A 25,076-nucleotide genomic window follows, 5' to 3' on the forward strand; every position below is an offset into this window, starting at 1 on the left:
TTTTAGTTTCTGATAAAGTTTCCTAGAACTTCTAAAAAACAAGGATCAAGGATGATGAGAGTATTTTTGGCCGCTATTTTATCAGGCTGTTTCGCTGTTTCTGCTTTTGCTGGTTGTCCAAATGCGTTACCTACCAATGACGTGAATTTTTGTCCGTCATTCGAAAGAGCGGCTGTTTGTTATTGCACGTCATCTGGATTGCCTAGAGCAATGTGTGAAGATATGAATACGCTTTATGCACGCATGATAAGTTACTTTGGCTCATTACGTAAGGCATGCGAGCATCAACGTTATACAACTACTGAAGATTGTATGGATAACTGGAATTGTTATCTTCATGGTGGTGTAGATTCTCGTCGTAGATTCTGCAGCTCCACAAAAAAAGCTTGTCAATAAACCTGGTTGTCAATAGTGGCTATCTCGATGATGGCCACAACCGTTTTAAGGATGTATAGGACGTGATTACAAAAAAATTAGTTTTATGGGGCTTGCTGTTCTTTGTATCGGTAAGTAGTTTTGCTCACTCCAATGAAAAAACTAATCGCAGACAGCATTTCTATGTTGGTGCTATGGGTGGATATGGCGCAACCACATGGGAAGGTCTGGTACCAACGGAAGAAAACCAAAATTTAGCCTTGAGCATGTCAACACCTATCAAAGTTAGAGAGGGTGGTGGTGTATGGGGTGCCTTCACAGGATATGAATTTAATCCTTTTTTTGCCATTGAGTTAAGTTATCTGGATTATCCTGATGCAACAGTCTCCTTTGATTCAATGAGTCTTTTTAGTTTTCTAAATGATAATAGACTGTCATTTAAAACAAAGACTGAAACTGTCGATTTAAAAGCAAAGATTATGCTTGTTATTCCTAACACAAAGATTAGAGCATACTCAAGTGTAGGTGTCGCAGGTGTCCATCGCGATGATATGTTGGTGGATGACTGGCGTGTAAGCCCTGCATTTGGTGCAGGAATTAATTATCAATTAACTGAGCACTGGATGGGGGAGTTAGGAGGCAATTACACCGCAGGGTATGGTGAAGCTCAATTAACCCCTTCAGACAGTTATTTTCCTTTTCTCTACTCGGTTGTTTTACGTCTGGCGTATTTTTTCTGAGGATTTAATTAAGGAGGTAGCTTCAAGATACAGAATCGGGGCGTTTCTCCATTTATTATCATCCTAAATAGGCAGTGAACCAGTACGAACTCGAGGCGGGGCCAAATTAATAATTGAACTAAATAAAAATCCCAAAAAAAGCATTAATGAAAGATAAAAGATAAGCTTTGCTATGTAGGTAGATGTGGATGGATTTGCTTTAAAACTAAATAGTCCTGAGATAATGCAAATGACTAAAAAAATAAGAGCCCATACAAACATAGCCTGTCCTTAGACTAAAAAGTAATAAGCAATTACTTGGAGAAAGTTAATTCACTATATAAGGAAGAAAAGAGAAAAGCTATCTCTGATTTTATAAAATAAAGTTCTCTCTTTTGCGAGACCCACAAAGCAAATCGATTCTTTATTTAACCTCAAAACTGGATTACTTCGCGCGCTTGCAAAGATAAAAGGTTTGTGGAAGAAAACACCTGCGCCTAGGTGCCTCGGCTTGTCTGACGCATCCAATAGAGGTTCGAGTTGCAATCAGTATTAAATGAAAATAAATGGTTCCGCTAAACTCGCCATAGATAGTTATCCATATTATACTGGACGGCTTTTCGGTTTTAAGGATGAAGGAGAAAAGATGTACCCGCCACAAAAAAGAAGAGATGTTCTATTCGTTACACGGTCTTACCTCACTTTCATATTTATTGCTGGAAATGCCATGGCTGGAACTGTTGGTCCAAACAGTAAGCCCCACTATATTCGTCCACTTGTCACCATTTCAGCCGGAGTTGTTGCGGCCAAAACAGGTAAAACACAAACTCTAACAATGGATGGGGATTTTACTGAATATCGCTATCAAGCGGGCAACTCATACTCAGATAAAATATTAGGTGGCGTTTTTATTGGCGAAGAAGTATCTCTATGCCCCAAATGGCTTTTGCAACTGGGGTTAGGACTTTATATTCCTGGTGATTTTTCTTCTAAGGGGAACTTAACTGAAGGCATTGATGAAATTTCATCCGATACATTTAGTTATAATTACAAAATAAGAAGCCGTCAACTCTTGGTTGAAGGAAAGTTGCTTTCAACGATGAATAAGAGTTTTCATCCCTATGTGCTTTTAGGTTTGGGGGCTGCGTTTAGTGAAGCCTATGATTACAACCCAGCAGTTCCTCCTTTTCTAACGTTTACACCTCAATTTACAGATCATCAAAATGTCAGCTTCAGTTATAGCGTTGGTGCAGGACTTGATGTTGATCTACGAAAAAATTGGCGTTTGGGACTAGGCTATCGTTTTGCAGATTTAGGACGAGCAGATTTAGGCTATGGAGTCATTGACGTTATTCCCTTCGCAAATACATTAAAACAATCTCATCTTTATGCGCATCAAGTGATGTTGCAATTGACTTATCTTGTTATTTAGGACAAAGGAATGATAAAGAATAATTGGTTATTATCGCTATTGTTGTTACTCGCTTCAGTTGCCATTAGTCAAATGAGCTATGCAGTTCCATACACTATTGTGCCCAAAGCGGGTACAACATTGCCGACAAAAATTGTTCGTGGCGAGACGGTAAGAGCATTTTATACTGTGACTAATATCACGAGAAGAGTATTGCCCGGTGGTTTTGTAAAATACTTGCCTCCTCTTGTTCACCAAGTTAAGTCAGGAGGGACCTATCCTGATACTTGTCTCTCAAGTTTTACGTTGAATCCAGGACAAAGTTGCACACTTGAACTCATTATTTCTGGTCGAGTGAATGCCTCTGATCCAGACCCCCATAACCACCTTTTTGTGTGTAGTCCTAATGTTCCTGCCTGTGCAGGTACTAATTTACCTCTTAATGTAACTGCCGTTAATGCAGACTTAAGCGGGATTGTGCAATCAGGCGGTACTGCGACTACTTTCCCCATTGATGGGGCAGATGTGATAGTTTATGGGGTTAGATTAACACATGCGGCAGTTGTTGGAACTGCAAAAACGAACAGTGCTGGGCAGTTTTTTATGGCGCTTTCTGCAAGTGGTCCACCCTATACAATTTACTATGCAGTTGCTCGTAAAAATAATCATATTGTTCTGGCGAGTATCTTGGGTGAAAGAATTCCCTCACGCATTGTTATCAATGAGCTGACCACAGTTGCAGCAGCCTATTCCATGGCCCAGTTTTTTAATGATGGTCAAATTTTTGGTAGACCCTTAGGTTTAAGAATTGCAGCTGGCATGAACAATAATCTGGTTTCGCCGACAACAGGGACTTTATCATCAGTAATTAGGTCATCACCTAATGCTGATCAAACCAACGCAATGCGTTCAATTAACTCTCTATCCAACCTAATTGCACCTTGTGTACAAAATCATCCTGGAGCATGCGCAGCTTTATTCGCAGCAACACGTGCTGAGGGCAGATTGCCACCCAATACGCTGGAAGCGTTGCTAAGTATCGCTCATAATCCAGCAAACAATGTTGCAGCCATTTTTTTGCTTACCAATAAATTAAAGTTATATCAACCGTATTTGCTACCCAGACAGCATCCTGATGCCTGGACGTTGGCGGTTAAGTTTAATAATTCAGGGAGTTCGAGTTGCCCATTTGCAGGACCTGCAAAGACAGCATTTGATGCGAGAGGTTATGGCTGGATAACCAATAATGTTATTCAAGGCACTCCTTTTTCAACAAATTGTATTATTGCTTTAAAGCCTAATGGACAACCCGCAGATGGCATTGGCAATACTCCAACATCGCCTATCTTTGGTGGAGGCCTTTTAGGAACAGCGTTTGGAATTACGATTGATAATAACAACTCAGTATGGGTTGGTAATTTTGGCTGGGGAAATTGTGCGGGTTGCCTGCCAGTTGCAGGCAGTGTTTCTCAATTTTCCTCAACAGGAATTCCTATTTCAGGACCAAATGGTTATACCACTTTTATATATAGAGCTCAAGGTACCATCAACGATCAAAACAACAATATATGGATTGCGAGCTATGGGAATGACAGAGTGGTGGTATTTCCAAATGGCGATCCTAATTCTGCATTTTATTATCAGGAGCCAGCAAACAGCGGCCCCTTTGATATCGCTATCGACAGAGACGGGGCAGCCTGGGTTTCTAATTCGACCTCTGCGACGGTGAGTAAATACGTTATTTCCGGTAATCAAATTGTTTTGCAATTTAGTGTCGCTGTAGGTGCATCGCTAAAAGGAATTACAGTAGATTCCTTAGGAAATGCATGGGTTGCTTCCACATTGGATTCGACAGTTTACAGAATTAGTGCTAATGGAAATTTAGTACGTGCTTTTCGAGGCGGCGGCATTTCTGACCCTTGGGGGGTTACTGTCGATGGTGACGATAACGTTTGGGTAGCAAATTTTGGTCCGGAGGGGCAACGGGCCAATTTTGCAATTTCAAACCTTTGTGGAAGCCGACCCACTCAATGTCCACGAGGGTTAAGAACTGGAGATCCAATTACACCTTCAACTGGTTATACACTGCCTACAGGAGGTCAACAAGTACTGCTTTACGATGGTACTCCACTTTATGGTGTAAATGGTCCACCTAGCTTTAATCCGCTTATGCGTCTCACTCATGCGATTGCTGATCAAGCAGGTAATGTTTGGTGTGCCAACAACTGGAAACCTAATGCGTTAAATGATTTTACAACCAATCCTGGTGGGGATGGAATGGTGATATTTGTGGGGTTAGCAGCACCACTGATATCAAGATAATTGGATGATTCCTGAGTGTTTACGTAACACTCAGGATATATACATGAGTTTAAGCCCAGGGATGAAGAATTTTTGTCACAGGTTTAAGTAACTTTTCTGCGAGTGATTTTTTACCATGCACACTAATTTTGAAGACATTAAAATGAGCCATTTTTTCTGTCAGATAATCATCACTTGTTTTTAATTTATCCACTAACTTTAATTCAAACGCATCACTCGCTAACCAATGTTCACCAGTGGCTACTTTATCAATATCCAATTGCGGACGATTTTCGAGGACATAATTTCTGAAAGCTTGATGAATTTTTTCTAAATCTTCCTGAAATTTTTGCCGTCCTTTGTCGGTATTTTCTCCCAAAATAGTCAGTGTACGCTTATATTCACCGGCTGTTAAAAGTTCGATATCGATATTATTTTTCTTTAACCAGCGATGAAAATTAGGTAATTGTGCAACAACTCCAATAGAGCCAATAATTGCAAAGGGAGCTGCAATAATTGTGTTAGCTACACAGGCCATCAGGTAACCTCCACTTGCAGCCATTTTGTCGATACACACTGTTAAAGGGATATTTTTATCACGTATACGTTGTAATTGAGATGCAGCAAGACCATAGCCATTCACAGCCCCTCCTGGACTTTCAAGGCGTACAACTATTTCATCTTTAGGTTCAGCAACAGCAAGAACAGCGGTAATTGCTTCTCGCAGAGGTTCTGCTTCACTTGCTTTGATATCACCGTGAAAATCAAGAACGTATAATGACGCTTTCTCTTCCTTCCCTTTTTTCTTTTTCTTTTTTTCAGGTTTCTTACCTTTTATATCATGAAACATTCGCTGCTTTGTTTCTTCATACTGTTTATTAAGCGAGGTTATTTCCAATTTATGTTTAGATTTTCGATTTATCGCGGCAATACCTGCTACAACAAGTAGTATGGCAATAACAACGGTTAAAGCTTTTAACAAAAACAAACCATATTCAGACAGAAATTCCATCATCCACCTTTCTTTATTTAATAAAGTAAATGATTATCCCTGTGACAGTAAGTAGGTGCAAGTTCTTTTCGGAGAATGCCTCTTGCCAGAACGGCTAATTCTAGATAGTCTGCCTGTTTTAATCGAATCTATTTCTTATGCTCGAAGTCCGCTCGCTTTGCTTTGACTACCAGGATAAGCCTTTGCTTAATCAGGTAACCTTTTTATTAAAAGCAGGGCAATTATTGCATTTGCGGGGTAATAATGGGGCGGGAAAAACGACATTGTTACGATTGCTGGCAGGGCTTTTATATCCTTTGGAAGGGGATATCTATTTTGATGGGCAATCAATAACAGAAAATCTTGGCACTTATCAGCAGAAACTATGTTTTGTAGGACATAGAACAGGCATAAACCCGCTATTAACGGTCAAAGAAAACTGTTTTTTTGATATGCACTGGGGGCGACAAGACGTTGATTTTAAGCACTTGCTCCAACAGTTTGGTTTAAAGGGACTAGATCAAGAAATTTGTGGGCATTTATCGGCCGGACAGCGACGACGAATTGGCCTATTGCGTTTAGCAATGACCAATGCTCGATTGTGGTTGTTAGATGAGCCTCTAGTTGCGTTGGATAAGGATGCCATCGATTTCTTAATGACTTCTATTGAAAATCATCTTGCTCGAGGTGGCCTAATTGTGCTTACGTCCCATCAAAATTTACCTTGCCGTGCTGATTATCTGGAGTATGGTTTATGAGGCTTCGGAGTAACCATGATTAATCTGGCTATTTTATTTAAACGCCAACTTCATCGAGAGTTGCTGTTGCATCTTCGAGAACCACGTCTTTTATTACATGCATCGATATTTTTTCTAATGGTCACAGTTTTTTTCCCGTTAACCATGCCGCCTGAGTCCTCCACCATGCGTACGATTGCGCCTGGTGTTGTATGGATTGCCATGTTATTGGCCATGTTGCTGTCTTCCGTTAATCTTTTTCAACAAGATTATGAAGATGGTGTTGTGGAGCAATGGTTAATTTCAGGATACCCATTGAGCTTGATTATTAGTGCAAAGCTGTTGGTTCATTGGGTTATTAATTTAATACCCATGTTGATTTTTTGCCCATTATTGGCGCTATTATTTAATTTATCAGGGATGGAAACGTTAATTTTAATGGTAAGTCTCGTCTTGGGAACTCCCGCTATTCTTTTTTTATGTGGACTTGCAGCTTCCTTCAGTGCAGGCAAAGGGGTGTTAATGGCGTTGGTTTTACTGCCATTAACAGTGCCTGTGATGATTTTTGGAAGCGGCTCTTTGTCGGCTGTTATGCAAGGGTTTTCAGCCCAAGGTTATTTAGCGTTTTTAGCTGCAATTTCTTTATCAGCCGCGACCTTTTTGCCCTTTGCTATTGCTGCCATCATTCGCATTAGCCTTGCTGATTAATGCATGGTAAAATTCTTGTTTTTTTCTGATTCAAATATCTCCTATGTGGAAATTTTTATACCAACTGGCTTCGCCTAAAGCATTTTACCAACGTACCAGGCCCTGGCTGGTTTGGTTTGGTATAAGTGCTTTGATATGTCTAGCCCTCGGCATAATTTGGGGATTGATTTTTGCCCCTTCTGATTATCAGCAAGGGGATGCCTTTCGTATTATTTACATTCATGTGCCCAGCGCATTTTTATCCATGGCTTTATATGGGTGGATGGGATTTCTTGCGGTGCTCTTACTCGTTTGGCGTATAAAAATGGCGGGCTTGATTTTAGGGCTTGCAGCCCAGGTCGGGGCATCTATGGCTTTTCTTGCTTTAGTCACTGGAAGTATTTGGGGAAAACCCATGTGGGGTACCTGGTGGGTTTGGGATGCGCGTTTAACGTCGGAACTGATCCTGCTTTTTTTGTATATTGCTATTTTAGCGACAAAAAGCTCATTTCAAGACAAAGAGCAGGGTGACAAAATTGCGGCAATTCTTACTTTAGTAGGTTTAATTGATTTACCAATCATTCATTATTCAGTCTATTGGTGGAACACACTCCATCAAGGGTCTACTTTATCTGTTTTTGCAAAACCTAAAATTGCTGCACCGATGCTCTATCCCTTACTGTTGACGCTGCTAGGTTTCTCTTTTTATTGTCTGTGGGTTATCTTGCATAAGGCCCGTAATGAGTTATTGCTGCGTGAGCGCAGGCAGCAATGGGTACAAAGTTTGATGGAGAATGGGGAATTATGAATCAGGTTATACAATGGTGGTCCATGGGGGGATATTCTGCCTATGTATGGCCTGCTTATAGTTTGGCGGTAATTGTATTGGTTGGACAGGCTTTTGGTATACGATTGCAGCGTGCTCGAACAATGAAGCGTTTGCAGCAGTGGTTTAAGAGACAATTATCATGAATCCAGCTCGCCAGCGTAAAATTTTTCTGTTGTTATTTATCCTCTCAGTACTTGGTGTGGTTACGGCACTTGTTTTATATACCTTAAGACAAAATATCAGCCTGTTTTATACCCCAACTCAGGCGGTCAATGGTGAAGCTCCGAAGGAGCATCGGATTCGCTTAGGCGGAATGGTGGTAAAAAATAGCATACAGCGAAATGAAAAAGACCTAACTGTTGTGTTTCAATTGACTGATTTTAAACAAGCTATCACTGTTAACTATCGCGGTATTTTGCCTGATTTATTTCGTGAAGGGCAGGGGATTGTTGCTATGGGCACATTAACCAATAACCACCATTTTAAAGCCACCGAAGTGCTCGCAAAGCACGACGCGAATTATATGCCGCCTGAGGTAAAAGATGCCTTGGCCAAAGCGGCTAAATCAGGAGAAAAGAAAAGCGGATGATAGCTGAAATTGGTTTATTCTCATTAATATTAGGGTTGTTGTTTGCGATATTGCTGGCAATTATTCCTGCTTTAGGGCTATGGCATAACAAGAATGATTGGATAAAGGCAGCGCCTATTTATGCCTGTGGTCAGTTTATTTTTGTAGCCCTTGCTTTTTTTTGTCTTGCGCTTTGTTTTTTACGAAATGATTTTAGTGTGGTGTATGTCCTGACCAACTCCAGTGTCTCTTTGCCCTGGTTTTATAAACTATGTGCAGTATGGGGTGGTCATGAGGGATCGATGCTCTTGTGGGTGGTTATATTAAGTTTGTGGATGCTTGCTGTCAGTTTCTTCAGTTCAACCTTGGATAAAGCAATGCGAGCTAGAGTATTGGTAGTCCTTGGTTGGGTCAGTATCGGCTTTCTACTCTTTTTATTGACGACATCCAATCCGTTTACTCGCCAATTCCAGTTATTAAATACACAAGGTCGAGATCTTAATCCTTTACTACAAGATCCTGGTTTTTTATTCCATCCACCGATGCTTTATATGGGCTATGTCGGATTTTCAGTCGCATTTGCTTTTGCAATAGCGGCACTTTGGGTGGGAAGAGTGGAGGCCTCCTGGGCCAAATGGACTCGTCCCTGGACTTTAGCAGCCTGGTGCTGTTTAACGGCGGGAATTACCTTAGGTAGTTGGTGGGCTTATCGTGAGTTAGGCTGGGGCGGCTGGTGGTTTTGGGATCCTGTTGAAAACGCATCATTCATGCCATGGCTTGTTGGTACTGCATTGCTGCATTCGTTGGCAGTGAGTGAGCAGAGGCAGCAATTCAAAGCCTGGACTTTATTATTAGCCATTACTGCGTTTTCGCTAAGTTTGATAGGCACATTTTTAGTCCGCTCGGGGGTGCTTACTTCGGTCCATGCTTTTGCTGTCGACCCCGAACGAGGATTGTATATTCTTTGTTTTTTATTGTTGGTTATTGGTGGTTCATTGGTATTATTCGCCATTCGGGCACAAACGTTACACAACAAAACGCGTCCTTCCCCTCTGTCTCGAGAAAGTGCACTGCTGTTAAACAATGTTTTTCTGGTGGCCATAATGTTAACAGTGTTAATGGGAACCGTATATCCCTTACTCATTGATGGATTAGGGCTTGGCAAATTATCCGTAGGTGCCCCTTATTTTAATGCTGTTTTTAACCCGATGATGGTTCCTTTATTACTGTTGATGGGAATAGGGGTAAATTTAAATTGGCAGCAACACAACGGTCGAAAATTAATTCCTTTGATGCTCGGACTTTTAGTCGCCAGTATGCTTGTTGCTGTAGGTCTTTTATGGGTGTTAACCTCCGTGATAAATCTTTCCGCGCTTCTTGGATTAATGCTTGCTCTGTGGGTGCTGTTCGGCACGGGAAAATTGATTCTGGTGCGCCACAAACAGCGTGGTATTTTAAATTTAACTCAAGGCTTTTGGGGAATGGTCGTTGCCCATTGTGGTGTAGCCGTGGCCGTTATCGGCATTAGTATTTCATGCAATTATGGTGTACAAGACGATGTGAGAATGGCGCCTGGGGATACAGCGCAACTGGCCGGTTATGAAATTCAGTTTATGGATGAGTCATCCCTGAAAGGCCCAAATTATCATGGTGCTCAAGCCCGTTTTGAAATTAGGCATACTAATAAAATAGCCATTATCTATCCTGAAAAACGTATTTACAACGTGGGCCAAATGGCTATGACAGAATCAGCAATCGATGTTAATCCCTTTCGTGATATTTACGTGGCTTTAGGTGAGCCTTTGGGAGAAAAGGCATGGTCGGTACGTTTATATTACAAGCCTTTCATTCGTTGGATATGGGGCGGTGGGTTTATGATTCTCACAGGAGGGCTAATAGCTCTAAGTGATAGACGTTATTATCAGAAGCGTCGTTCTAACGAGGTCACTGAGGAGGTACTGGCATGAAACTTTGGCGCTTGGCTCCTCTATTTGCATTTGTTTTATTAGTGGTTTTTCTTTGGCGGGGCTTATCTTTAGAGCCACAAACACTCCCTTCTGCAAAAATCGGTCAATCACTTCCCGCGTTTCAATTGACAATGTTGGGAAGTGAGCAATTATTTAGCCCGCAAATTTTACAAGGCCAGGTGTCTTTATTAAATGTGTGGGCGAGTTGGTGTTCTGCCTGTATTGACGAGCAAGTCTTTTTAATGCAGCTCTATCGAGAGGGTGTACCTATCTACGGCTTAAATTACAAAGATGACACTAAGAATGCTACGCAATGGCTAAAAGAGTGGGGTAATCCTTATCGGGCAATCGGCGAAGATCATGAAGGGACTGTCGCAATTGATTTGGGGGTGTATGGTGCTCCTGAAACTTTTTTAATTGATAAGAACGGAGTAATCCGTTTTCGACATGTAGGTATTTTGGATGAGAAGAGTTGGAAGACAGAGTTTTTGCCGCGGATGAAATTATTACAGGAAGAAGCATGATACCTCTTAAAACTTGCCTGTTACTGATGACTTTATTATTGGCAACAGCCTGTTTTGCCAATAATACGCTGTATCCCTTGGAAAATGCGAAAAAAGAGGCCCAATTCTCTCATTTACTTAAAGAGCTACGTTGCCTTGTTTGTCAAAATCAGGATTTGGCAGATTCAAATGCTAGCCTTGCTAAAGATCTACGCGATCAAGTTTACAATTTAGTTAAAGAGGGGAAGGCGGATAGTGAAATTATCGATTATTTAACTGCGCGCTACGGTGATTTTATTTTGTTTAAACCCCCCGTAAAAACTTTAACTGCATTATTATGGTTTGGACCTGCTTTATTTCTATTCGCAGGTTTTATTATTTTTTGGCGAACTTGTTTGAAGCGAAGCACAAATGATTAAATGGTATTTATTACTCTCTCTTTCTCTATTGGTTTTGCTGGCTCTTCCAGTCATCTACTATCCATTGCGTCAGTCAAAAAAGCTATTTCTAGTCTTGCTACCTCTGTTAATTTCTGCACTGGGTGCAGGCTATTTTTACTGGGGCGCGATGAAAGAGTGGAATGAGTTTTTGTTGCGGCAGGAAAAGCAGAAAAAAATTCAAGCCGTACTACAAACTGTAAAAAGTCCCTCTCAAATCATTGAAAAATTAAAGGCACGTCTTGAAGCTAAACCAAATAGTGCCCGAGGATGGTATTTACTGGGTCGATTATATTCAAGTCAGGAGCAATGGGGGGAGGCACAGGATGCATTTAAGAAAGCTCATGAACTTAATCCCCGTGATGAAGCGACAACGGTTAACTACGCGCAGGTGCTTTGGCAAATTAATCAGCAAACATTCAATGATATGATCAGAAATTTATTTAAAGAGTTGCTAGAAACCAATCCAGATCAACCTGATGCATTAGCGATGTTAGCCATGGATGCTTATAGTGGGCATGATTATCAACAAGCAATTAATTATTGGCAACACTTGCTAAAACTAGCTCCAGAGCAGTCTCAGGAAGCTCAAATGATTCGTCGTGCAATTGCTAAAGCACAACAACAAATGATGTAGGTGTTTATGAAATTTTTGCGGTTTATGAGATTGCTATTCTCACTGATGACATTGCTCTTCCCTTTAGTATCACAAGCAGATGCCGTTCATCAAGAAAATAATTTTTTAGTCCTCTCAGATATTCATCTTGATCTGGCATCAACACGTCCGATGGATATTACACCATCAAAATATAATGGGAATAACGATTTGGATTATGCCACCTTTGAAAGACTTATCAGTGAAATTGATAATAATATAAAAAATGGCACGGTAGCGCCGCCTGAATTTATTCTTATTTTAGGAGATATAGTTGGGCATACTCGCTCCACCTCTGAAAGTGCTGCTGAAAGTGAAGTAGTTGTGTTTAGAATGTTAAAAGATACTTTTCCCAATACACCTATCTTTTACACCTTTGGTAACAATGATTCTCTTAAATCTAACTATGGCCCTTTTAAAGACGATACTCGTGACTACAAAACGCCTTATGACATTGCCAAATATGCAGGCTGGATCAATGGCTTTTTATCAACCGGTGTGGCATGCCAAAAAAGTGATAGTTATCCTTGCCTTATTAATGAAGAAGTGAGCTATGGTTATTATTCTGCTTATCTCAAACCTCAACTGCGTTTAATTTCATTAAACACTGTGCAGTTTTCACCAAACCGTAAAACGACACAGCATGATGCCCTTAATCAATTAACCTGGCTTGAGAGTCAATTAAAAATAGCGGCTGCTCAACAGGAAACTGTCTTACTGAGCATGCATATTCCACCTGGAAATAATATGGTGGATCATTCGAATTTTTGGTTGTCTAAAGAGCAAACTGCATTTCTGAAACTTATCAATCGTTACCAGAAAACCATTGTTGGTTTATTAGCATCTCATACACATACTGAGGAATTAAGGGTTATAAAAGATAGTTCGCAAAATACCATTGCCGGTGTCTATTTTGTTCCCGGACTGTCAACCTCTCATGGAAATGAACCTTCTATAAAAACATTTTATTTGGCTAATAAGGATGAACGTTGGCAACTGTCAAATTATGAAGTGTTTCATTTCTCAGAGCTAAGTTCAAATTTGTTGTTCAGCAAACTCTATGATTATGCCAATTACTATTGTAATCCTCAGGAAACTGGATTATTGGCGTGTCTTGGTAACGTGACTGTCGATAAGATTGATAAATATTTTGCTGCCGGTAATAGAAACTATACGGGAGGAATGCTGCATTCCCCGAGTGATATGGTGTTAATTGCCTCCGAGTAACTATTGTAGATTGGAAAAAATTCATGCAAAAGCTTCCTGTCTTGAACGCTGGCGATAGTGTTGAAATTATTGCTCCTGCTTCGCGCTGTACAGAGAAACATTTAGCCGAGTTGAAAGAGCTCCTGGTTTCCTGGGGTTTAAATTGTTACATCGATGATGCCATTTTAGGTGATGATCTACTCTGTGCGAACCACGATGCTATCCGTTTTGCTTCATTAAAAAGAGCTTTGGAAAATCCAGAGACTAAAGCGGTTATCTGTGCTCGCGGTGGTTACGGTTCCATGCGTTTGATTCCTGAACTTACTAAACTCAATCAGCCGTCTTCACCTAAAATTTTTATTGGCATGAGCGATATCACCGCATTGCTGTTGTATTTTGAGCGCCAATGGCAATGGCCGACAATTCACGGCGCATTAGCTATTGATAAATTTTCAGAAGAGTCGATTGCAGCGTTTAAATCTTTGTTGTTTCATAGAGAAAAGGCCAATTTTCAGGGTAAACCACTCAATGCACATGCTATGAAACGGAGTTGTCTTGAAACCACTATAACTGGTGGCAATTTATCACTTGTGCAGACAAGCATTGGCACAAATTGGCAAATTGAGGGCGCTGGTAAAATTATTTTGTTGGAAGAAATTGGTGAGCGTGGCTATCGTGTTGACCGTATGCTAAATCACCTCTCTCAAGCCAAAGTATTTAAAGAGGCAGCAGCAATTTTGTTCGGTGATTTCCTGGGTGGCCTGGAACCCAATGGTACCTCATTAATTCAGCCTGTGTTGGAGCGTTTTGCTGCTGTGTGTGATGTCCCCGTAATTCAGATCTCTGGCATCGGACATGGGTTCATCAACTTTCCAGTGCCTTTAGGAATACCGGTTCAATTAAAATTAGGTCAGACTATTCAATTAAGTGGCATAGGGCAATGAATATATTATTAAATGACTACCTATTCAGAAATTTATGTGTTAAATAGTTAGAATTCGTCTAGACTAAATCTGCAAACTAAAGTTGAGAAGGAATTTAAACTATTTCAAGGAGTAGAAATGAGTAATCGCGTATATCAAGTTATTGAATTAGTGGGTACATCCGAAGATAGCATTGAAGAAGCTATTAACAACGCTGTCGCACAAGCTGCTAAAGCACACGGAAAATTAGACTGGTATGAAGTCATGCATACCCGTGGCTATATCGAGGGCTCTAAAAGTAAATATTATCAAGTACATGTGAAAGTTGGATGTCACGCGCATTAATTTAACATTCTTCAGTGGTAGCCTGGTTGACGCAACGCGGCAACCGGGTTTCAATTTACTAATCCTGCTCCACCAGATCTCGATGTTCTCTCAAAGCTTTAAGAAAATGCCATCCATAATGGTTTAACTTGTGTTGGCCCACACCGGAAATATTTAATAAATCATTGAGGCTTTGAGGTTTGTCTCTGACCATTTGATGCAAAGTAGTATCGCTAAAAATCATAAAGGGTGGTTTGTTTTCTTCGTCAGCTAATTTCCGTCGCAATGTACGTAATACTTCAAAGAGGGGATTGTTGGCTGTAGAAAGCGTCTCACGTTGTTTGGATTTTGTGCTTTTGGAGACCAAATCAACTTGGGGTAGAGCCAATGAAACCTGTTCCTCATTTTTTAAGACAGCCACTGCTTTTTTGGTTAAGCGAAGCACATTGTAATTACCAACATCCTGATAACAATAATCACGGTGAATGAGTTGCCAGGCTAAATGTTTCCAGTAATTTGCTGATTTGTCCTTACCTATGCCAAAGGTACTTAATTGATCATGGCCTGCCTGTTGAATTTTTTCCGCAGCACTCCCACGAAGAACGTCGATGGTATAAGTCATCCCATAGTTTTGTCTCAGCCGATATATGCATGAAAGTAATTTTTGTGCATCTTCTGTGGCATCAACCGTTTGAGGTGGATTGTCACAGACATCACAATACTGACAGGCATGTTCAGAAGACTCGTCAAAATAGCGAAGTAAAATTTGGCGACGACAATGCGTGGCTTGAGCAAATGCCAGCATATGATTGAGTTTGCTAATTTCTATACGTTGCTGGGCTTCACTGGGAGTTGTCGCAATAAAGCCACGTAGTCGTCCACTATCGGCAGGATCAAAAAGCAACACTGCGGATGCAGCTAATCCATCGCGTCCGGCGCGACCGGTCTCTTGATAGTAACTTTCAATATTTTTGGGTAGATCATAATGAACGACAAAGCGTACATTGGGTTTATCTATTCCCATGCCAAATGCGATAGTGGCGACCACAATATCAATGCGATCATAACGAAATAAGCTTTGCACCTCGCGTCGTTCATTGTAACTAAGACCCGCATGGTAAGCCCTCGCTTTTATACCAAGTTCTTGTAACTTTCGTGCAACGCGTTCGACCTCATTGCGGGTACCACAATAAACTATTCCTGACTGCTGATTTTGTGTTTGCAAAAAATTCTGCAGTTGTTTTATAGGATTATTCTTACTCACTACGGTGTAATGAATGTTGGGTCGATTAAAAGAGGCAATAAATGGTTTGGGATTATAATTGAGCTTCCTGATAATATCCTGCCGTGTTTGTTGATCAGCGGTGGCGGTTAATGCAATGACAGGTACGTCTGGAAAATGAGTTTTTAATAAACCTAATGTCGCATACTCAGGGCGAAAATCGTGTCCCCATTGCGAAATACAATGGGCTTCATCGATAGCAAACAAAGCGAGCGAACATTCTTGAAGGCGCTCTAAAAATGAAGAGCTCATCAGGCGTTCCGGGGCGATATAGAGGAGATCAAGTTCGTTTGTATGAAGTTGAGCCAGAACTTGTCTTGCCTCCTCACTGCTCAAGGATGAATTATAATAAGCAGCACGAATTCCTTGTAATTTCAGTGCAGCAACCTGATCTTCCATCAGAGCAATTAAAGGTGACACAACGATTGCGACACCCGCGCGTACCAGGGCTGGAATCTGGTAGCAAAGTGATTTACCTCCGCCTGTGGGCATGAGTACCAGCAGATCTTTGCCTTGAATAAGGTCGTGAATAATTTCTTCTTGGGGATGACGAAAGGCATCAAAGCCAAAAAATTCTTTTAGTACCTGAAGTGCCTGGGCACGATAGAGTTCGACTTGTCCTGAGGTTTCCATACTGGTTTTTTATTTTTTTATTTTACGGACGCGAAAAATTGGCAATAATAGCATTCTTTATTAGAGCACCGTAAATAGTATTTGTGCATTGGTTAAGATTTTTGTTAGCGAACATTATCTGACTGGTAATAATAAAGAGACTCGTTTGCCAGGCGAAATTTGTGTTATGGTTTACACTAGGTAGGTGGGTAAACCCAATTAATAAGGACAGTTATGGATTTTAAATTCAGTGAAGAGCATCTTGCATTTCGGGATATGGCTGCTGAATTTGCGCGCAATAAATTAGCACCTAATGCAGCTGCCTGGGATGAGAATTATGATTTTCCTGTGGATGTTCTACGAGAGGCCGCAACTCTTGGTATGGCGGGTATGGTTTCTGCTGAAGATATTGGTGGTGCAAATTTGAAACGGCTTGATGCTGCGATTATTTTTGAACAACTTGCCAGTGGTTGTGTAAGTACCAGTGCCTATCTTTCTATTCATAATATGGTTACTTCGTTAATTGACCGTTATGCTCAAGAACCCTTACGCAGTAGTTGGGGACCTCGTTTAACCTCCATGGAAGTTTTGGCTAGTTATTGCTTAACTGAGCCTGAGGCTGGATCCGATGCTGCTTCGTTAAAAACCAGAGCAGTCAAGGACGGTGATTATTACATTCTAAATGGTGCCAAGGCATTTATTTCAGGTGGTAGTGTCAGCGATGTTTATTTATGCATGGTGAGGACAGGTGATGATACTCATCATGGCATAACCTCAATCCTCATTGAAAAAGACACTCCTGGCTTAAGCTTTGGTAAATTAGAAAGAAAATTAGGTTGGAGAAATCAACCTACTTGTATGGTCTATTTTGAAAATTGCCGCATCCCGGTGTCGAATCGAGTTGGCGATGAGGGTATGGGTTTTAAAATTGCCTTAAATGCTTTAAATGGAGGACGTGTCAATATCGCTGCATGTTCTTTAGGAGGAGCAACGGCTTGTTTGCGCTTAACAAAGCAATATTTGCATGAGCGAAAACAGTTCGGGAAGTCGCTAACTCAAATGCAAGCTCTGCGTTTTTATTTTGCAGATATGCTTACGGATTTTGAAGCTGCCAGATTAATGGTGTATCGTGCTGCCGATGCTTTAGATAAAAATGATCCACACGCCCCAATGTATTGTGCGATGGCTAAACGATTGGCAACAGATGTGGCTTTTCGCATTAGCGATAAGGCGATGCAGTTGCACGGTGGATACGGTTATCTTCATGATTATCAAATTGAGCGAATTTTCCGAGATTTGCGAGTGCATCAAATCCTTGAGGGCACGAACGAAATTATGCGGGAAATTATTGCTAAAGCAACGCTTGATGAGGACTATTTGATTGAATAACTGCTAATCGATGGATTTTAAAAATAATAATAAATAACAGGAGTTTTGTGGCATGAATTTAATTGAAAAAGAGTTAGATAATAATGGGATTTTAACGCTGACTCTCAACCGCCCAGAAAAATTAAATGCACTCAGTACAGAAGTGCTACGTGCATTAAGTGAAATCTTCTCGTCAGTCAAAGACGACAAAAAAGTGAAAGCTATTCTTCTAACAGGGGCAGGTAAAGCCTTTTGCGCGGGTGCTGATATTTCTCGTCTGGCGGAATGTAATGTACAAACTGGTTATCAGTTTGCTTGTGAAGGTCAGGATGTATTTAGACAATTGGAAACGCTAGGAAAACCTTCACTGGCCGCAATCAATGGTTTTGCCTTTGGTGGTGGATGCGAGCTCGCTATTTCAGCAACCATTCGAATTGCTTCTACTACTGCTCAATTTGGTCAACCTGAAGTAAAACTTGGTGTTATCCCGGGTTACGGTGGCACGCAACGTTTGGCGCGTTTAATTGGAAAAGGCCGTGCAATGGAGTTATGCCTGACGGGTCGCTTTATTAATGCAGAAACAGCATTCAATTGGGGGCTAGTGAGCGAGGTCGTTGCTCCTGAAGCCTTACTTGAGCAAGGTAAACAGATTTTGAATACGATTTTATCCATGGCGCCTTTGGCAGTGGCCAGTGTTATGGAGGTGATTGATCACGGTTATGATTTATCATTAACGGATGCTTTGCACCTGGAGGCTGTACATTTTTCCAAAGTATGTGCGACCGCTGACAAGCAGGAAGGGGTTGCGGCATTTTTAGCTAAACGCCGGGCTGCATTCAAAGGGGAGTAGGGATGACTGATATTGTCTTTGCTCGTGAGGGACATTTAGGCTTGGTAATGCTAAGCCGCCCTCAGGCGCTAAATGCATTGACCCTGGATATGATTAAAGCGTTGCAACAACAGTTATTAGTCTGGGAAAAAGATTCAGAGGTTCATGCTGTTGTTGTTCAAGGAGAAGGGAAGGCCTTTTGCGCAGGCGGTGATGTACGATGGTTATATGAGGCAGGTTTGAATCAAAATCCTGAGCAGATGCAGTTTTTTTGGCATGAGTATCGTCTTAACCAATATATCCATCATTTTAAGAAACCGTACATTGCTTTGATGGATGGTATTACTATGGGAGGTGGTGTAGGCATTTCTCTTCATGGTTCCCATCCTGTTGCCACAGAAAATTTTGTGTTTGCTATGCCTGAAACAACAATTGGCTTTTTCCCTGATATCGGAGCCAGTTATCTGCTCGCTCGCTGTCCTGATGCAACTGGAATCTATTTGGGATTAACGGGGAACCGCTTGCAAGCTCAAGATGCTCTTGCTATCGGTTTAATTAAGCAAATTATTCCTGCTAACCAAATACATGAAGTTGTAAAAAGTTTAAGGGATACGGACTTGTCAATCAATCCCCATGAAAAAGTGGATGATTGTTTAAAAAAATTCGCCGCCAATCCCGAAAAAGCAGCGATTACAGAGCATCAAGACGTGATTAAGCGTTGTTTCTCGAAACAAACCATGGAAGAAATACTTGCGGCGTTAGAAGAAGAAAAAGATGAGTGGACAACAACCATTTTTAATAATCTCCATCATAAAGCTCCTTTAAGTCTTAAAGTCACCTTGGCACAAATTCAAAAGGCCAAAACAATGTCGATAACAGAATGTTTAGCAAAAGATTACTGCATCGTCACCCAGTTCATGCGTGAACCGGATTTTTATGAAGGGGTGAGGGCCTTGTTAGTTGATAAAGACAAATCACCGCATTGGCAACCCCCAAGTTTGGACAAAATAACGCCGGCACAAGTCGCGGATTATTTTGAATGCCATGAGCAGTTAATTTTTATTACTGAATAAAAACGCTTACCTGTGTCTGTCTACGTGCCTCGGCTTGTCCGAGGCATCCAGTAGTCTGGATGGTTCCTTTAGCAAGCATCCGGGTTATGGTAAACCCTACCGGTAATAATTGTTTAATATTTTCTTAAGGAAACATAATTATAATCTCCAAACCTTTAATTTTAGTGGGTAAAAGGTTGGCTATTAGAGTCGCCTTTGAATACTCATTATTCTATGGAGTCATTATGACTAAAGTTATTAAACCTATTTGGTCACGTGAAGAAGATATATTCAAAAGTACTAAGCAACATTTTTTAACAATGTTTCAACCTGTTCAAGAAACGAAACGCAAAGAATCTGATGTCGCAGCTTATTTTTTAAGTCCAGTAGTGGATACATTGGTTATACCAGCATTATTATTAGATACAGCTATTCATTTAATGAATGCCTTAATTACACTATTAAAAGCTGGCAGAGACTGGGCGTCCGAACAAACTGTCAATCATAAACTCTTACCTAATTCCACTAAGCGAGACCTAGAGCAATCACTAGATTACTTTCTCGAAGCCGTTGCTTCCTTTGTTGAAGTAATTAATCCAATTTTTAGCGTAATTAGCTTGGTAACTCGTCCTTTTGCCAGTGCCATACAAGGTATTAGTAATGCTTGTGAAAAGTGTGCTTCTTCTGCTGAGAATCACGATGATAACTATGTTGTTGGCTACTCAAAACAATAATTTTGGGGTTTGAGCATTCTTGCTCAAACCTTTTTCTATAAATTTCCCTTCAAAATTTATCAATTTTAAATTATTTATCTTACTCGATTTGATTTCTTTATGCCTGTTTTGTGCGTAAGAAATGCTTGCCAGGGTTAAAAAGATTTGTACAATAGGCGACTTTGAGTACATAACCTGGAGCCCTTATGGCAAAAATTATAAAACCTATTTTTGCAGAAGATGACGTATTCGTATCAACTCGCAATCGTTTTTTTACCGTGTTTAAACCTATTCAATCAACACGAGGAACCAAATATATCAATAGAAAAGATTCGGATTTCTTCTCTTATCTTTTAAATCCAGTGATTGATATTGTTTTAGCGCCAGTATTTTTGCTTGATATATTAATTGATGTTACCAATTTGGTTCTTTCACTGGTAAAAGCTGCTTATCGTTGGTCTCATAATCAACAAAGCACCGAAAGTTTCTTTGACTTAAGGACGCGAGGTGAGCTATCAGAAGCAAAAGATCACTTTTTATATGCAATTTCTGCACTCTTTTCAGCAGTTATCAACCCAATTTTAAGTATTTTAAGTCTAGGTACTCGTCCTATCGCCAGCATTGTTAAAGCTATTGCAGATGGTTGCGAAGAGTGTACAGCGCCTTCTAGCAGAATTTAATAATCTACATTCCGCGTCCTTTATGCGCGGAATTAACTCCTAAGAAATTCTTAAGAAAATTATTGTAAAATAGACCTCAAATTTTATTTAGGATTTGAAAATGAGTCTCTTAAAAGTGATGATGTTGGGTAAGACCGGTGCTGGTAAAACACAGATTGCAATGGGTTTAATCCAGAAAAAGGTAACGCAGCCACTATTGCCTACAAAAGGGATTCAAACTTTGAGGCATGAATCTGAAGGTATCACCCTGGTAGTAACGGATCCTACTGGTAAAGATGACTTCCCTAATACTCGACGCAGTCTATATAAAGATCAGGCATTTATTCTTTATTGTGCAGATTTAAGTACAATACTTGATGAAGACGATCAACAAAAAGTTAAAAAGGAACTAGATTTATACCGATCGCAAAATCCTAATGGAAAAGTAGTCTTAGTGGGTACCCATGCTGACCAATGTAAAAACCCTTTAGAAACACTCAAGAATTTAGAGAATGATCTTAGAGATTTGGGCGTAACAATTGACCACAAAACTTTAGAGATTGAAGAGCTACAGCGTATTCTAATCCCGTCATTAGCAAAAAAAGAAGACTTAACAGAGCAAAGTGACGTAAGTGAAAAAGCAGTTAAATCATCCCTTAAGACTGATGATCCCTCTGTAAAAGAAGCTGACAACGCAATAAAAAGAGAGACATCAGAAGATTCGATTTTTATTGAGGCAAAGAAAAAATTATTAACAGCGTTAAAAGATTTGCCGGAAGAGAAAAAACAAATAATAGAAAAAAAATTAAAACATCTTGAGGGGAGATTAAACAATGAAAAATTGTCTAGCCGAACCATTGAAGGACTGATTAATAGCTTTGTTCAAACTAGTCACAAGACTTTGCAAGGTGAACATCCTAATGTTATGAAAGCTCTTCTTGGTTTTGCCGCTGCAATCATTGTGACTCTCTTGGCCGGTATTGTAGGATTTTCAATTGGTTTTGCTGCAGGTATTTGGTCTGGCCCTGGTGCCTTCTTTACTGGTTTGGCGGCAGGTGAGGCGGCCGCATTGGCAACAGCGGGGGCTTGCGTTTCCTCTGGATTAGTAGCAGGTGGTTTAACAGCCTGGGGTATGTTTAGGCCGTCTAAAGAGGTGACTGCGGTAGACGAGTTTGCTAAAACGATTCAAGAGCACTATTCGCCTGGCAAGAAATAATTGACAGTTTTGTTTTACGGAGATGGTGGCCATGGCTATCATCTCAATTTCAAATTTCTTCATAAATCTATTTCTAGCATCTATATTCCGTAGTAAAATTATCTGTTTTATTGTTTCACTTAAAATGCAGCTTACTTTGTGCATTAGTAGGTTTTTATGACTGATTTTTACCAGGATTTCTCTAAACGGCGGACCTTCGCCATCATTTCTCACCCCGACGCGGGTAAAACCACGGTTACCGAAAAGTTACTGTTATTTGGCGGTGCTATTCAGCTTGCCGGTACAGTGAAAGGACGAAAGGCTGATAGGCATGCGACTTCTGACTGGATGGAAATGGAAAAAGAACGGGGAATTTCCATCACAACTTCTGTAATGCAGTTTATTCATAATAATCATGTGATGAACTTGTTGGATACCCCAGGACACGAAGATTTCTCTGAAGATACCTATCGGACCTTGACGGCAGTCGATTCCGCATTAATGGTCATTGACGTTGCGAAAGGGGTTGAGGAGCGAACGGTTAAGTTGATGGAAGTTTGTCGGTTAAGAGATACACCGATTATGACGTTTATTAACAAATTAGACCGTGAAGGGCGAGAACCTATTAGTTTGCTTGATGAGGTAGAAACGGTTCTTGGTATCCAATGTGCGCCTGTGACGTGGCCCGTGGGTATGGGGAAACGTTTTAAAGGGATTTACCATTTATATGAAGATACGGTCTATCTATATCAAGCTGGAAAAAACGCCCAGAAACAGGAAGCTCAGGCAATAAAAGGGCTTGATAACCCACAGCTTGATGAGTTACTGGGAGATATGGCCGCGGAGTTGAGGGATGAAATTGAATTGGTTAAAGGTGCTTCGCATGAATTTAATCTTGATGATTATTTGTCAGGAAAATTGACGCCCGTCTATTTTGGTTCTGCTATCAACAATTTTGGAATCAAAGAATTGCTAGATGACTTTGCCGAATATGCACCAGGTCCAATGGCAAGAGCTACGGTTGAAAGACGCGTTAATCCAGAAGAAGAGGCATTCAGCGGATTCGTCTTTAAAATTCAAGCGAATATGGATCCTAAGCATCGAGATAGAATTGCATTTTTACGCATTTGTTCAGGTACGTTTAAAAAAGGCATGAAATTAGCTCATTTACGCATTGGCAAAGACGTACAAATTGCTAATGCACTCACCTTCATGGCCGGCGATCGGGCGCATGCAGAAATGGCTATGGCGGGTGATATTATTGGTTTGCATAACCATGGCACTATCCGTATAGGTGATACTTTTACTCAGGGTGAAAATTTAAAATTCACCGGTATTCCTAATTTCGCACCAGAGCTTTTTCGCTTGGTACGCCTTAAAGATCCATTAAAAAGCAAAGCCTTGTTAAAGGGGCTTATTGAGTTATCAGAGGAGGGTGCAACACAAGTGTTTCGTCCTTTAAATAGTAACCAATTGATTTTGGGCGCGGTCGGAGTATTACAGTTTGATGTGGTCGCTCATCGTTTAAAACACGAATATAAAGTGGACTGCGTTTACGAAACAGTAAACGTGAGTTGCGCGCGTTGGGTTTATTCAGATGATGATAAAGCAATGAGTGAATTTCGTACCAAAGCCTATGATTACCTGGCTTTAGATGGCAGCGACTCATTGATGTACCTCGCGCCTACCCGGGTTAATTTAACGATGGCCCAAGAGCGTTATCCGAAAATACATTTTGCGGCGACTCGAGAGCATTAATAGGGTATGACGGGTAATTGTGAATACAATCGCGTCATTGTAGATACAATTTTTTCGTTTGCCAATGAATCCTGTCATTGCGACAATGAAGCAATCCATATCGAAGCCTGTTTCGAAATTGTAATGGATTGCTTCGCGTTTACTCGCAAAAATAAAGCATAAACTGGCCGCATTTGATGAGAAATTGAGAGAGACGGCCTGTTTCTCTTCTATACATTCTTTCGTCCTGCGTCCTCTTTAAACTATATTCTGACACCATGCATCCTCCCTTTATACGTAGTCCCGTATCTCGCGTATTCTCGCTTATATTAGTCCCGTATGTGTGTATTCCTCCCATTATATGTGCACTCCATTATATGAAGTCCCGTGTCGTGTGTTTTCTCTTTATACTACGTCCCGCGGCTTGTCCGCGGGATCCAGACAATTTGAAATAAAACCAAGATCCCGCGGACAAGCCGCGGGACGTAATATAAAGCGTGAGGTGTATACTCATGGAAGATAGTGTCGCGTGGAAAATAGTGTCACTGCGGGAGGATGGCTATAAAAATACTGTTTCGTACTAAGGCAACTACTATGTTAGGTTGTGCAGTCTGCAAAAACGGTATTTTGTCCCTTATTAGTTAATCGTACTTTGCTACCTGAGTCAGCGGTAATGGTTATTTTATCGCCATTATGAACTTCAATAGACAAGGTATCGCCCTGAGCCATATTAGTATTATTAATTTTCCCTGTTTTCTTTAATGCTTCAATGAAGATGGCATCGCTAGAATCTTTTGTACGGATGGTACAGGTTGAGGTAATTGACCAAAACCAGGTATTTACAAATTCTTCAGGTTTGCTGGGAGCCAATTCATACTCAAGGCTAATTCCCAAGGCAAGATTGTGAGTGATAGCCAACGCATTCGCGCTGAATAGGGCGCCCGCGCAAAATATGCTATAACCAAGCTTTCTTAACATAAGACTCTCCTAAATAAA

28 protein-coding genes are annotated in these 25,076 nt (G+C 40.7%); 24 read left to right on the top strand and 4 right to left on the bottom strand.

What is annotated here, in order from left to right:
- Positions 1 to 51 precede the first annotated feature (51 nt).
- Together LHA_RS05945 and LHA_RS05950 are read left to right on the top strand one after the other, a co-directional pair.
- Positions 52 to 396, top strand: a complete 345-nt coding sequence (locus LHA_RS05945; RefSeq protein WP_045105730.1) for a hypothetical protein — start codon at positions 52 to 54, stop codon at positions 394 to 396.
- Positions 397 to 458: 62 nt separating this feature from the next.
- On the top strand, positions 459 to 1,115 hold the full coding sequence (locus LHA_RS05950; RefSeq protein ID WP_052673607.1) for an outer membrane beta-barrel protein: 657 nt from the start codon (positions 459 to 461) through the stop codon (positions 1,113 to 1,115).
- A 63-nt stretch (positions 1,116 to 1,178) separates the two neighbouring features.
- Here the strand turns inward: LHA_RS05950 and LHA_RS05955 are convergent, their stop codons facing one another.
- The gene (locus LHA_RS05955) at positions 1,179 to 1,376 is read right to left on the bottom strand and encodes a DUF1328 domain-containing protein (protein ID WP_045105731.1); all 198 of its coding nucleotides are present in this window, start codon (positions 1,374 to 1,376) and stop codon (positions 1,179 to 1,181) included.
- A gap of 364 nt (positions 1,377 to 1,740) precedes the next feature.
- Here LHA_RS05955 and LHA_RS05960 point away from each other — a divergent pair, with 364 nt between their 5' ends.
- The gene (locus LHA_RS05960; protein ID WP_052673608.1) at positions 1,741 to 2,526 is read left to right on the top strand and encodes an outer membrane protein; all 786 of its coding nucleotides are present in this window, start codon (positions 1,741 to 1,743) and stop codon (positions 2,524 to 2,526) included.
- Between the two features lie 9 nt (positions 2,527 to 2,535).
- Complete coding sequence (locus tag LHA_RS05965) at positions 2,536 to 4,827, top strand: Vgb family protein (RefSeq protein WP_045105732.1); 2,292 nt, start codon at positions 2,536 to 2,538, stop codon at positions 4,825 to 4,827.
- 49 nt (positions 4,828 to 4,876) lie between these two features.
- Here the strand turns inward: LHA_RS05965 and sohB are convergent, their stop codons facing one another.
- Entirely contained in the window at positions 4,877 to 5,818 is a 942-nt protein-coding gene (sohB, locus tag LHA_RS05970) for a protease SohB (RefSeq protein ID WP_045107423.1), read from the bottom strand.
- A gap of 137 nt (positions 5,819 to 5,955) precedes the next feature.
- Between sohB and ccmA the strand changes: the two genes are divergently transcribed.
- From ccmA to LHA_RS06030, 12 genes are all read left to right on the top strand, one after another.
- Entirely contained in the window at positions 5,956 to 6,555 is a 600-nt protein-coding gene (gene ccmA, locus LHA_RS05975; RefSeq protein ID WP_045105733.1) for a cytochrome c biogenesis heme-transporting ATPase CcmA, read from the top strand.
- Between the two features lie 15 nt (positions 6,556 to 6,570).
- Positions 6,571 to 7,242 carry a heme exporter protein CcmB gene (gene ccmB / locus LHA_RS05980; RefSeq protein ID WP_045105734.1) on the top strand — a complete coding sequence of 224 codons (672 nt, stop codon included), beginning with the start codon at positions 6,571 to 6,573 and terminating at the stop codon, positions 7,240 to 7,242.
- A 43-nt stretch (positions 7,243 to 7,285) separates the two neighbouring features.
- Positions 7,286 to 8,029: a heme ABC transporter permease CcmC gene (gene ccmC, locus LHA_RS05985; RefSeq protein ID WP_045105735.1), complete on the top strand. Its 744-nt coding sequence runs from the start codon at positions 7,286 to 7,288 to the stop codon at positions 8,027 to 8,029.
- Positions 8,026 to 8,193 (top strand): heme exporter protein CcmD, encoded by a 168-nt coding sequence (gene ccmD / locus LHA_RS05990; RefSeq protein WP_045105736.1) that lies wholly within the window; start codon positions 8,026 to 8,028, stop codon positions 8,191 to 8,193. Before ccmC ends, ccmD begins: the two co-directional genes overlap by 4 nt.
- On the top strand, positions 8,190 to 8,639 hold the full coding sequence (gene ccmE, locus LHA_RS05995) for a cytochrome c maturation protein CcmE (protein WP_045105737.1): 450 nt from the start codon (positions 8,190 to 8,192) through the stop codon (positions 8,637 to 8,639). The genes ccmD and ccmE overlap by 4 nt, the downstream gene beginning before the upstream one ends.
- Positions 8,636 to 10,585: a heme lyase CcmF/NrfE family subunit gene (locus tag LHA_RS06000; RefSeq protein WP_045105738.1), complete on the top strand. Its 1,950-nt coding sequence runs from the start codon at positions 8,636 to 8,638 to the stop codon at positions 10,583 to 10,585. Before ccmE ends, LHA_RS06000 begins: the two co-directional genes overlap by 4 nt.
- Entirely contained in the window at positions 10,582 to 11,109 is a 528-nt protein-coding gene (locus tag LHA_RS06005) for a DsbE family thiol:disulfide interchange protein (protein ID WP_045105739.1), read from the top strand. Before LHA_RS06000 ends, LHA_RS06005 begins: the two co-directional genes overlap by 4 nt.
- A 26-nt stretch (positions 11,110 to 11,135) precedes the next feature.
- Entirely contained in the window at positions 11,136 to 11,507 is a 372-nt protein-coding gene (locus tag LHA_RS06010; protein WP_045107424.1) for a cytochrome c-type biogenesis protein, read from the top strand.
- On the top strand, positions 11,500 to 12,162 hold the full coding sequence (locus tag LHA_RS06015) for a tetratricopeptide repeat protein (protein WP_045105740.1): 663 nt from the start codon (positions 11,500 to 11,502) through the stop codon (positions 12,160 to 12,162). The genes LHA_RS06010 and LHA_RS06015 overlap by 8 nt, the downstream gene beginning before the upstream one ends.
- Before the next feature lie 24 nt (positions 12,163 to 12,186).
- Positions 12,187 to 13,407, top strand: coding sequence for a metallophosphoesterase (locus tag LHA_RS06020; RefSeq protein WP_231861985.1), 1,221 nt, complete (start codon positions 12,187 to 12,189; stop codon positions 13,405 to 13,407).
- Between the two features lie 23 nt (positions 13,408 to 13,430).
- On the top strand, positions 13,431 to 14,330 hold the full coding sequence (locus LHA_RS06025; RefSeq protein ID WP_045105742.1) for a S66 peptidase family protein: 900 nt from the start codon (positions 13,431 to 13,433) through the stop codon (positions 14,328 to 14,330).
- A gap of 117 nt (positions 14,331 to 14,447) precedes the next feature.
- A complete protein-coding gene (locus LHA_RS06030; RefSeq protein ID WP_045105743.1) occupies positions 14,448 to 14,654 on the top strand; it encodes a dodecin in 207 nt (68 codons plus the stop codon).
- Between the two features lie 58 nt (positions 14,655 to 14,712).
- Here LHA_RS06030 and recQ read toward each other — a convergent pair whose 3' ends face one another.
- Positions 14,713 to 16,548: a DNA helicase RecQ gene (recQ, locus tag LHA_RS06035; protein ID WP_045105744.1), complete on the bottom strand. Its 1,836-nt coding sequence runs from the start codon at positions 16,546 to 16,548 to the stop codon at positions 14,713 to 14,715.
- Between the two features lie 213 nt (positions 16,549 to 16,761).
- Between recQ and LHA_RS06040 the strand changes: the two genes are divergently transcribed.
- From LHA_RS06040 to LHA_RS17285, 8 genes are all read left to right on the top strand, one after another.
- On the top strand, positions 16,762 to 17,916 hold the full coding sequence (locus LHA_RS06040) for an acyl-CoA dehydrogenase family protein (RefSeq protein ID WP_045105745.1): 1,155 nt from the start codon (positions 16,762 to 16,764) through the stop codon (positions 17,914 to 17,916).
- A gap of 52 nt (positions 17,917 to 17,968) precedes the next feature.
- Positions 17,969 to 18,745: an enoyl-CoA hydratase/isomerase family protein gene (locus LHA_RS06045; protein ID WP_045105746.1), complete on the top strand. Its 777-nt coding sequence runs from the start codon at positions 17,969 to 17,971 to the stop codon at positions 18,743 to 18,745.
- Positions 18,746 to 18,747: 2 nt separating this feature from the next.
- Complete coding sequence (locus LHA_RS06050) at positions 18,748 to 19,797, top strand: enoyl-CoA hydratase/isomerase family protein (RefSeq protein ID WP_045105747.1); 1,050 nt, start codon at positions 18,748 to 18,750, stop codon at positions 19,795 to 19,797.
- Between the two features lie 224 nt (positions 19,798 to 20,021).
- Positions 20,022 to 20,510, top strand: a complete 489-nt coding sequence (locus tag LHA_RS06055) for a hypothetical protein (RefSeq protein ID WP_045105748.1) — start codon at positions 20,022 to 20,024, stop codon at positions 20,508 to 20,510.
- 185 nt (positions 20,511 to 20,695) lie between these two features.
- Positions 20,696 to 21,169 carry a hypothetical protein gene (locus tag LHA_RS06065; RefSeq protein WP_045105750.1) on the top strand — a complete coding sequence of 158 codons (474 nt, stop codon included), beginning with the start codon at positions 20,696 to 20,698 and terminating at the stop codon, positions 21,167 to 21,169.
- 100 nt (positions 21,170 to 21,269) lie between these two features.
- On the top strand, positions 21,270 to 22,364 hold the full coding sequence (locus LHA_RS06070) for a Rab family GTPase (RefSeq protein ID WP_045105751.1): 1,095 nt from the start codon (positions 21,270 to 21,272) through the stop codon (positions 22,362 to 22,364).
- A 156-nt stretch (positions 22,365 to 22,520) separates the two neighbouring features.
- Positions 22,521 to 24,101 (top strand): peptide chain release factor 3, encoded by a 1,581-nt coding sequence (locus LHA_RS06075; protein WP_045105752.1) that lies wholly within the window; start codon positions 22,521 to 22,523, stop codon positions 24,099 to 24,101.
- Positions 24,102 to 24,107: 6 nt separating this feature from the next.
- Entirely contained in the window at positions 24,108 to 24,263 is a 156-nt protein-coding gene (locus tag LHA_RS17285) for a hypothetical protein (protein WP_162262809.1), read from the top strand.
- 414 nt (positions 24,264 to 24,677) lie between these two features.
- Here LHA_RS17285 and LHA_RS06080 read toward each other — a convergent pair whose 3' ends face one another.
- The gene (locus LHA_RS06080) at positions 24,678 to 25,058 is read right to left on the bottom strand and encodes a hypothetical protein (protein WP_045105753.1); all 381 of its coding nucleotides are present in this window, start codon (positions 25,056 to 25,058) and stop codon (positions 24,678 to 24,680) included.
- Between the last annotated feature and the right edge of the window lie 18 nt (positions 25,059 to 25,076).

The sequence above is a fragment of the Legionella hackeliae genome, assembly GCF_000953655.1.
Classification (GTDB): domain Bacteria; phylum Pseudomonadota; class Gammaproteobacteria; order Legionellales; family Legionellaceae; genus Tatlockia; species Tatlockia hackeliae.

Coding starts and splice junctions, on each gene's coding strand:
- LHA_RS05945 (WP_045105730.1), top strand. CDS start 52: ATGATGAGAGTATTTTTGGCCGCTATTTTATCAGGCTGTTTCGCTGTT.
- LHA_RS05955 (WP_045105731.1), bottom strand. CDS start 1,376: ATGTTTGTATGGGCTCTTATTTTTTTAGTCATTTGCATTATCTCAGGA.
- LHA_RS05960 (WP_052673608.1), top strand. CDS start 1,741: ATGTACCCGCCACAAAAAAGAAGAGATGTTCTATTCGTTACACGGTCT.
- LHA_RS05965 (WP_045105732.1), top strand. CDS start 2,536: ATGATAAAGAATAATTGGTTATTATCGCTATTGTTGTTACTCGCTTCA.
- sohB (WP_045107423.1), bottom strand. CDS start 5,818: ATGGAATTTCTGTCTGAATATGGTTTGTTTTTGTTAAAAGCTTTAACC.
- ccmA (WP_045105733.1), top strand. CDS start 5,956: ATGCTCGAAGTCCGCTCGCTTTGCTTTGACTACCAGGATAAGCCTTTG.
- ccmB (WP_045105734.1), top strand. CDS start 6,571: ATGATTAATCTGGCTATTTTATTTAAACGCCAACTTCATCGAGAGTTG.
- ccmC (WP_045105735.1), top strand. CDS start 7,286: ATGTGGAAATTTTTATACCAACTGGCTTCGCCTAAAGCATTTTACCAA.
- ccmD (WP_045105736.1), top strand. CDS start 8,026: ATGAATCAGGTTATACAATGGTGGTCCATGGGGGGATATTCTGCCTAT.
- ccmE (WP_045105737.1), top strand. CDS start 8,190: ATGAATCCAGCTCGCCAGCGTAAAATTTTTCTGTTGTTATTTATCCTC.
- LHA_RS06000 (WP_045105738.1), top strand. CDS start 8,636: ATGATAGCTGAAATTGGTTTATTCTCATTAATATTAGGGTTGTTGTTT.
- LHA_RS06005 (WP_045105739.1), top strand. CDS start 10,582: ATGAAACTTTGGCGCTTGGCTCCTCTATTTGCATTTGTTTTATTAGTG.
- LHA_RS06010 (WP_045107424.1), top strand. CDS start 11,136: ATGACTTTATTATTGGCAACAGCCTGTTTTGCCAATAATACGCTGTAT.
- LHA_RS06015 (WP_045105740.1), top strand. CDS start 11,500: ATGATTAAATGGTATTTATTACTCTCTCTTTCTCTATTGGTTTTGCTG.
- LHA_RS06020 (WP_231861985.1), top strand. CDS start 12,187: ATGAGATTGCTATTCTCACTGATGACATTGCTCTTCCCTTTAGTATCA.
- LHA_RS06025 (WP_045105742.1), top strand. CDS start 13,431: ATGCAAAAGCTTCCTGTCTTGAACGCTGGCGATAGTGTTGAAATTATT.
- LHA_RS06030 (WP_045105743.1), top strand. CDS start 14,448: ATGAGTAATCGCGTATATCAAGTTATTGAATTAGTGGGTACATCCGAA.
- recQ (WP_045105744.1), bottom strand. CDS start 16,548: ATGGAAACCTCAGGACAAGTCGAACTCTATCGTGCCCAGGCACTTCAG.
- LHA_RS06040 (WP_045105745.1), top strand. CDS start 16,762: ATGGATTTTAAATTCAGTGAAGAGCATCTTGCATTTCGGGATATGGCT.
- LHA_RS06045 (WP_045105746.1), top strand. CDS start 17,969: ATGAATTTAATTGAAAAAGAGTTAGATAATAATGGGATTTTAACGCTG.
- LHA_RS06050 (WP_045105747.1), top strand. CDS start 18,748: ATGACTGATATTGTCTTTGCTCGTGAGGGACATTTAGGCTTGGTAATG.
- LHA_RS06055 (WP_045105748.1), top strand. CDS start 20,022: ATGACTAAAGTTATTAAACCTATTTGGTCACGTGAAGAAGATATATTC.
- LHA_RS06065 (WP_045105750.1), top strand. CDS start 20,696: ATGGCAAAAATTATAAAACCTATTTTTGCAGAAGATGACGTATTCGTA.
- LHA_RS06070 (WP_045105751.1), top strand. CDS start 21,270: ATGAGTCTCTTAAAAGTGATGATGTTGGGTAAGACCGGTGCTGGTAAA.
- LHA_RS06075 (WP_045105752.1), top strand. CDS start 22,521: ATGACTGATTTTTACCAGGATTTCTCTAAACGGCGGACCTTCGCCATC.
- LHA_RS17285 (WP_162262809.1), top strand. CDS start 24,108: ATGACGGGTAATTGTGAATACAATCGCGTCATTGTAGATACAATTTTT.
- LHA_RS06080 (WP_045105753.1), bottom strand. CDS start 25,058: ATGTTAAGAAAGCTTGGTTATAGCATATTTTGCGCGGGCGCCCTATTC.